The sequence below is a fragment of the Priestia veravalensis genome (assembly GCF_001457055.1).
GTDB lineage: Bacteria > Bacillota > Bacilli > Bacillales > Bacillaceae_H > Priestia > Priestia flexa.
In genome coordinates, this window is the sequence record NZ_KQ758672.1 from 23,035 (window position 1) to 29,977 (window position 6,943).

General features: G+C 37.6%; 9 protein-coding genes and 1 pseudogene. 4 read left to right on the forward strand and 6 right to left on the reverse strand.

What is annotated here, in order from left to right:
* The first annotated feature begins 38 nt into the window (after positions 1 to 38).
* Entirely contained in the window at positions 39 to 1,244 is a 1,206-nt protein-coding gene (locus tag AS180_RS15575; protein WP_062687119.1) for a DUF418 domain-containing protein, read from the forward strand.
* A gap of 325 nt (positions 1,245 to 1,569) precedes the next feature.
* On the opposite strand, the gene AS180_RS15580 is transcribed toward AS180_RS15575, so the two are convergent.
* Together AS180_RS15580 and AS180_RS15585 are read right to left on the reverse strand one after the other, a co-directional pair.
* Complete coding sequence (locus AS180_RS15580) at positions 1,570 to 1,863, reverse strand: hypothetical protein (protein WP_025910263.1); 294 nt, start codon at positions 1,861 to 1,863, stop codon at positions 1,570 to 1,572.
* Positions 1,864 to 1,892: 29 nt separating this feature from the next.
* Entirely contained in the window at positions 1,893 to 2,387 is a 495-nt protein-coding gene (locus tag AS180_RS15585) for a GyrI-like domain-containing protein (protein WP_061784859.1), read from the reverse strand.
* A gap of 191 nt (positions 2,388 to 2,578) precedes the next feature.
* On the opposite strand from AS180_RS15585, the gene AS180_RS15590 reads away from it, so the two are divergent.
* The gene (locus tag AS180_RS15590; protein ID WP_061784858.1) at positions 2,579 to 2,869 is read left to right on the forward strand and encodes a hypothetical protein; all 291 of its coding nucleotides are present in this window, start codon (positions 2,579 to 2,581) and stop codon (positions 2,867 to 2,869) included.
* Between the two features lies 1 nt (position 2,870).
* Here AS180_RS15590 and AS180_RS15595 read toward each other — a convergent pair whose 3' ends face one another.
* A complete protein-coding gene (locus AS180_RS15595; protein WP_025910257.1) occupies positions 2,871 to 3,779 on the reverse strand; it encodes a hypothetical protein in 909 nt (302 codons plus the stop codon).
* Between the two features lie 253 nt (positions 3,780 to 4,032).
* Here AS180_RS15595 and AS180_RS15600 point away from each other — a divergent pair, with 253 nt between their 5' ends.
* Entirely contained in the window at positions 4,033 to 4,437 is a 405-nt protein-coding gene (locus AS180_RS15600; RefSeq protein WP_062687121.1) for a GNAT family N-acetyltransferase, read from the forward strand.
* 131 nt (positions 4,438 to 4,568) lie between these two features.
* Here the strand turns inward: AS180_RS15600 and AS180_RS15605 are convergent.
* Positions 4,569 to 4,757 (reverse strand): annotated as a pseudogene (locus AS180_RS15605) (copper amine oxidase); the annotation flags it as partial.
* A gap of 394 nt (positions 4,758 to 5,151) precedes the next feature.
* On the opposite strand from AS180_RS15605, the gene AS180_RS21760 reads away from it, so the two are divergent.
* On the forward strand, positions 5,152 to 5,319 hold the full coding sequence (locus tag AS180_RS21760) for a YflJ family protein (RefSeq protein WP_076512373.1): 168 nt from the start codon (positions 5,152 to 5,154) through the stop codon (positions 5,317 to 5,319).
* A gap of 38 nt (positions 5,320 to 5,357) precedes the next feature.
* Here the strand turns inward: AS180_RS21760 and AS180_RS15610 are convergent, their stop codons facing one another.
* Positions 5,358 to 6,302: an alpha/beta hydrolase gene (locus AS180_RS15610; protein WP_025910253.1), complete on the reverse strand. Its 945-nt coding sequence runs from the start codon at positions 6,300 to 6,302 to the stop codon at positions 5,358 to 5,360.
* A 75-nt stretch (positions 6,303 to 6,377) separates the two neighbouring features.
* A complete protein-coding gene (locus AS180_RS21765; RefSeq protein ID WP_082636400.1) occupies positions 6,378 to 6,686 on the reverse strand; it encodes a GrpB family protein in 309 nt (102 codons plus the stop codon).
* Between the last annotated feature and the right edge of the window lie 257 nt (positions 6,687 to 6,943).

Genomic DNA, 6,943 nt, shown 5'->3' on the forward strand with positions numbered 1-6,943 from the left:
TGCGCTACATTATTAATTGAAAAGGAGTTGAATCATGATTGAAAGGTTCACCGATTAAACCAAGTGAGCGAATCATTATGTTAGATGTCATTCGAGGTTTTGCGCTATTTGGCATTTTGCTCGTCAATATGCCCGCTTTTCATTCACCTAATTTCATCAATCAGCTATACAGTGTAGACGTACCCTATGAAGGCCTAGACGCAGTTGTATATGCATTTCTGCAGCTTTTTGTTCAAGTTAAATTTTTTACCATTTTTTCATTTTTATTTGGAGTAGGTTTCTATTTGTTTATGAAGCGAGCTGAAGCAAAGGGATTACGGATGAAAAGCTTATTTTTTAGAAGAGCTTCTATTCTATTAATCATTGGGTTGCTTCATTTAATTTTTTTATGGTTTGGAGACATTCTACACCTTTACGCAGTTGGAGGCTTTTTATTAGTAGCTTTTTATAACCGCATGCCTAAAACTCTCATTAAATGGGCTTTCAGTCTGTTAGCTATTTATTTAGCTCTTCTATCCATGACTTTTTTCATTCCAGTTGATATGATGGACGAACTTGGACTAGGAAATGCAGATGATGTGCTGCCCACATACATTTATATGTATGAAAGCGCTCCTTACCTAGAATGGCTTTCTTACCGAATAAAAGTTGAGGTCATTCCAATTTTGATTAATATTCCATTTACGCTAATACCCGTGTTTGCGTTCTTTTTGTTCGGCTTATATGCTGGGAAAAAAGGGATTTTTGAAGGTTCTGCTTACGCTCCTTTTATTAAAAAGGTGCAGAGAGTAACCGGTACCCTAAGCATCCCTTTTGTTATATGCTTATTTTTATTACTGCAAGGCCTATGGGATGTCGGTGTGTACAAATCGGCTGCTACTGATCTCTTTAAAAACCTAAGTGGATTTTCTCTTTGCTTTTTCTATATGGCTACTTTAACTCGATTACTGCAGTTAGATGCTTGGAAAAAGCGACTTAGCTGGCTTCAATTTGTCGGTCGCATGGCTTTAACTAATTATTTGGCGCAAACCGTTATCTGTTTTACTTTATTTAACATTTTCAACTTATACAATCACGTTAGTTTGAGCTTGGGTACAGCAATTGCCATCGTGATCTTTATTGCTCAAGCAGCATGGAGCAAAGCGTGGTTTAACTCGTTTCAGTTTGGCCCTATGGAATGGCTATGGCGTACGTTCACTTATGGACATATTTCTCCTCTTAGACGCCAATCAAAAGCAAGCTAAAAAAGAGGGTCGGACATAACACAATGATTGCTTCTAAAAGACGAACAATAGCTGTTCCCATCTCTTTGGTTCGTCTGAACACGTTCGTTCCATTGCGCTACGGCCACTCGCTTTCCGCGGGGAGGAACCTGAGCTCCTCGCTGCGCTGCGGGATCTCCGTTTTCCCTCTATTTCTCGCAGGAGTCGAGTGTCCTACGCTCCATTCCACCCTGTTTCCAAACTGGTTTTTCCCAATCAACAAAAAACCTGACCGATTAAAAGTTATGAACTCTCAATCGGTCAGGTATAGTAGAGGCTGAACTACTTATGTCTCAGCCTCTTTTTATTAATGAAGAAAGAAAAACAAAGCAAGGCCTAAAAAGAAAAGTGAAAGAATGAATTCAAATGTCCACTGCCACTTCTCTCGTTTTAAAATAATATGTTCGATTGCAGAAAGAAATGAGCTTGCACTTACACAGGCTAAAATAAAGCTAAGCTGACTTACGGTAAACTTTGTTATGAAGCTGATAATAAGCAAAGTAGCAACAACTAAAAACAAAGTAAGCTGAACGGCAAATACCCATTTAATTCTTTGTTTATACCCATCCTTTAACGCTTGTAATAAATCATTGCTAATCACAACTTTACTCCTTTAGACATTTAAAACGACTACGATTTTATCGAGACGTAAATATCAACCTGACTGAAATTAGGGTCAATGCAGCGCTCATCATATAGCTCAAAATCCAAAACGAACGCTCGCTCGTTTCTATTCGACCACTCCCATATATACGACCAAGCATCTAAAACTACTTTCTTCGCCGGACCGATAGCAGTTGTAAACACCATATATTCACCAGCAGGAATAGTAAACTCTCGCATTTCTTCTCTTAACTCTCCACCTGGTGTGACCTCATATCCAAGTGCAAACGTAAATTCAATCGGATTCGACGCTTCATAATCTGTATATAACGCAAACATCTTTCCAGTTACCTTATTAGCAATTTTATTTGCCATTTGTTGCTTGTAAAACATGTCCCAATGGGCTGGAATTGTCCCCGTTCCTTTTTCTTCTGCCCGATCCGTTGTACGAATTGGAACCCCAACTACGGTTAGCTCATCAATATAAACCTTCCGCTGGTCTACCACTACATTCGCCAACATGACGACCCCCCTGTCACTTCCAAACTCTTTTAATCTCTAAATGAGGGAATTACTTCTTTATATGAATTTTATTTGTATTCAGACAAAACGTCAACTAGCCAAGTTCACTCTTCTTATAAAAAAAGAGTCTATTTTTAAAGTTTCTTCAATTGGTATAGGATACAAACGAGTAAATCGATAGAGGTGAACTGATGAAACTTATTGAACTAGCGAACATTATTAAGCAGAGTGAGCTCACTGCTATAGAGCATTTTCCAGAAGAGCTTTATACTGAATATACGATTACTAACCCGGTTATTCATATCTCCTTAAAAACAAGTCAAACCAAACAGCAAGTTATTTCTTTTTCTATTTACCTGAAAAAGGAAAAGAAATATTGGGCTTCATATGACCATAACGCCGATTCAATCTATGAACTATATTGTAACCTTCATCTGCCAGCTTCAATTAGAGAAATTTTCCTTCACATGGCTAATTGCTAGCTTATACAAATAGACTTAACGTTTGTTTATCAATTTTTCTCGTATTGTCTTTTTCATAGGTTTTGTGAATATGGCGCTTAATTTGTTTTAAGAATGACATCACTTCACCACTTGACATAAACGCATGATTTAATGATAACGAGTACTTATTGGCCACTCGAAGCTCCTCAGCCCCTACTGATATTGGAACATATCGAAAGAGGTTCCATGGATAGTAGAGCGTTGTAAACGACTTTGAAAAATAAATCCCCTCTGCACATATCGTAATTCCTTCGGTTTTTTGATGGGGATATGTACTTAAATGCGCAACAATGTGATTTGTTTTGGCTACGGGTAAGCGGTTTTTAATTTCCTTGGTCATTTCTATGCCTAACTGATCTGTTGTTGCCAACACTTGCTCTGCTTTTAGTAGCGGGTTATTCTCTTGAAAAGATGCGCAAATCGATGTTAATTCTTCTAACGAAATTGATGGATATGTATGTTCTCTGCACATAAATTCGTGTGAATGGTGACACAATAGCTGCTGAATTTTTTGCAATAAGTCTACTAACTTCTTAGCAGAATATGCATTTTCATTTAGGTGAAAAATCTCTTTATCATTAAAGCAGATAATTTGTTCTCCTCTGAGGGAGATAGATGTAAGCTGTTGAAACTCATTCCAGCTTATCGATCCTTTCTTTTTACGCCAACACTTCCAATAAAGTCCGTCGGTCGTTAAGTAAAATCCTCTCTTACCATAAAATCCGATTAAAGACGTATCTAAGTATGCAATTACCTTTTCTTGCTTTTTCATTTGAAAATATTTTCCGGCCGCTTTTTCGCATGAACGTGGAATGGATGTTGCATAAAAACTTGCCTCTTGATACATTAAGCATAAATCTCTTAGATACGTTGTTTTCGTTGGTGCCACGTCCATCCCCCCTTTTTCTACTACCTTATTAAACGTAACAAATTAGAAAAAGTTTCATATTTTTATCAATTCCCTAAAAAACTTTTTTTATTCCGAAAAATAAGATAATAAAAACCAAGAAATGCCCATTAAAAAAGCGTACAGGATTTCCAATACGCTTCTCAAAGATTTTCGTTTACTTTATCTTCTTTCATTTTCGCTGCTTCTAGCGACTCAACTCGCTTAATAAGCTGATGCAGATATTTCATTAGATTTGTTTCAACAAACGATTAAAACGATTAACCGCGAGCACTATTCAACTGAGCAGCTTGATATCTGGTCAGGTCAAGCAGGCTGGATAAATCGCTTAGAACAAGATGTTACGTTCGTCGCCACTATCCAAACGTATATCGTTGGATTTATTACCATAAAAGATGATGGTTTAATCGACTTATTATATGTACATAAAAACTTTCAGCGCCAAGGCGTTGCTACTGCACTGTTGAAAGCAGTAGCAGAAAGAGCCTATACTCTCGGTCTCACTGCTCTTCAAACAGAAGCTAGCATTACAGCGGAACCATTTTTTGAAGTGCGCGGCTTTCATATTGTTAAGAAGCAGCTAAAGAAAGTGCAAGAGACTGCGTATACAAACTACTATATGACGAAATCACTCATATAAAAAATAGTTAGGTTTTTGAGAACAAGTTCGTTTCATTGCGCTGCAGACACTCGCTTTTTTTACTTGTTTTCTAAACCTACAAAAAATCCGAACTATAAAGGAGGTAACCTTCAATAGTTCGGATAGATTTAAGCTTTCGTCATTGCAGTTACTGCTAAAACGAAATGTTCAGACAATAGCTGATCAAGAGTGGAACGTAAATCTGCTGCTGGTGTCACAACTGTCGGCTGCATTTGTGCCGGTTCTGCTGCGCTTACCATCGTGGGAACAAGAAGTGATGCACCTAGTACTGGGGCTATTAATTTTTTGCTGATTTTCATTTAAAAACAATCTCCTCTAGTTTTGTTTTTTCTTCTACATTTTCGTAACGAAATTTTTTTATTCTTAGATCACTTTTTCCTAAAAATTTTTTTCTTTTTTGACTGTGACCTATCTTCGTTACTTGCCTAACGAATGAAGTTTAAATTTGGATCACACTCTTTTGAATTTTTTATTCTAAGTGCGTTCGTTACTTACCTAACGAATTCATTATCAGTTTGGATCACCTTCTTTTAAATTTTTTTAAATAAGTTGTTCTTACTAGATAAACGGACAATTCTTGTGCTTGGATCACTTTTTCTCAAAAAAACTTTTTCGGTTTCTCATCACATAGTTCAAGCACTCTGCAGCATAGATAATAAAAGCATTTCTATTCTAATTACGGAGGGAACTTATATGGCTCATCTTTATTCTAAAGGCTGGTTTATTAAAGAACTAAAAGCAGTAAACGTGACAAAGATTGAGGGAAGAAAGCTTGAGGTTTTCAAAACGTATATCCTTCGTAATCTCTATCTTGAGCTCGTAGAAGATGGCACAATTCAAGCTCCTTTATCATCTGAATAAACAAAAATAACAGCCTTTGAGCTTTCACTCAAAGGCTGTTATTGAAGGGATAAAGATTGATCCAAAAACTCCGTCACCCTTTTCACATATTCAGTAGGATATTCACTATACCCTTTTACATGCGGTACATCTTTAGGCACCCAAAGCTCAAATTCATCGGGGTGTGTTTTGACCATCTTTTGACTTTCTGTATACGGAATAGCCGTATCTCCGTTACTGTGGATAAATAAGATAGGACGAGGATAAATTTCTTCAACTGCTTGTATTGGACTTGCATCTTCAGGATTTAAATCAGCAATATACGGAACCGTTGCTAGCGTAAGTGGCGTAAACGGAAAGTCTGGAAGCTTTGACCATACTGATAGATTATCCTCGAGATAAGTTTTTAAATCACTAAACGGACTGTCCGCAATGACTGCCTGGACAGCTTCTTCTTGACCAGCTGCTAACAGTGATGTTGCTGCTCCCATTGAAATTCCGTATAGAACAATGGGCTCATCTGTTTCTTCCTTCACTCGATCAATGACTCCCAGTAAATCCAGCTGTTCTTTTACACCAATTGTCGTTTGATCTCCTTGTGATTCTCCAGCATTTCGAAAATCGAAGGTCACCACTCGATATCCAGCTTCTATTAAACTTTTACTCAAAGGAAGAAACCCTCCATTTAAATCATGACGATTTCCTCCGTAGCCATGAGACATAATAATAGTAGCTTTCGGAGAACTTTGTGGCTCCATCATCCACCCTTTAAGCTCCGTTTCTCCATCTCTACTTGTAAATGCTTCATCGCGATATGTTAAACCATACGTACTTGGATTTTCTGTTACAGGCTGTCGCTCTTTTTTGGTCAAGCTAAGACCCACATAAATTGAAATTGCTATACATAGTACAATCACTAGCAAAATTAATGAAAAACTTCCAATCCACATCATTTTTTTTCTTCGGCTGTTCGAAACCTGAGTTTGTTTAATAACGGGCTTCAAGCGGGCACTCTCCTTCACTTTTACTAACAAAGGTTATTGTACACGATTTTGTTTTGATATAAAAGATAAAGTCCTTTACTTTCTAAGCGCTTTCTGATCAATCATTTGTATAAAAGAAGTTTTTCCTCCTACGTATTCTGCTGGACTGTATTGATACTTTTTAGCTAGCTCTTGTTTTAAACATGCATACTCCCATGCCTCATCCGGGTGTTTCCTTAAGTAATCTCTAAATCGCAAATGTCTACCCACTTCGGAATGGTCTTGTTCATACATGTGAACATGATGAGTTCTATCTTCTCCTCCCTCTATAAATGTTGATTTATCAACGGTTTGAGCCGTTGGTGGGGTGTCAAAAAAATATTTTTCGACACGCTTCCTAACAATATTTTTATATTATGAGAAACTATTCCATTATATGGGTACGCTACGCGGTCACTACTGGTTAATAGTGGTAAGTAGTGTCAGAGAATTATGTGATGCACAATGGATCTCTGCGTAACTTATGATGACGTACCCTCCCATGTCTCTGGGCATCTGTGTGCCTACATTCCTTCGTTCGGTCTAGTCATAAGGCAGAGGCTAGCGAAGCTCCTTTAGGGACTCTAGGTCGAATGGTGAATATAATGCCAGCTTCTCCGTGT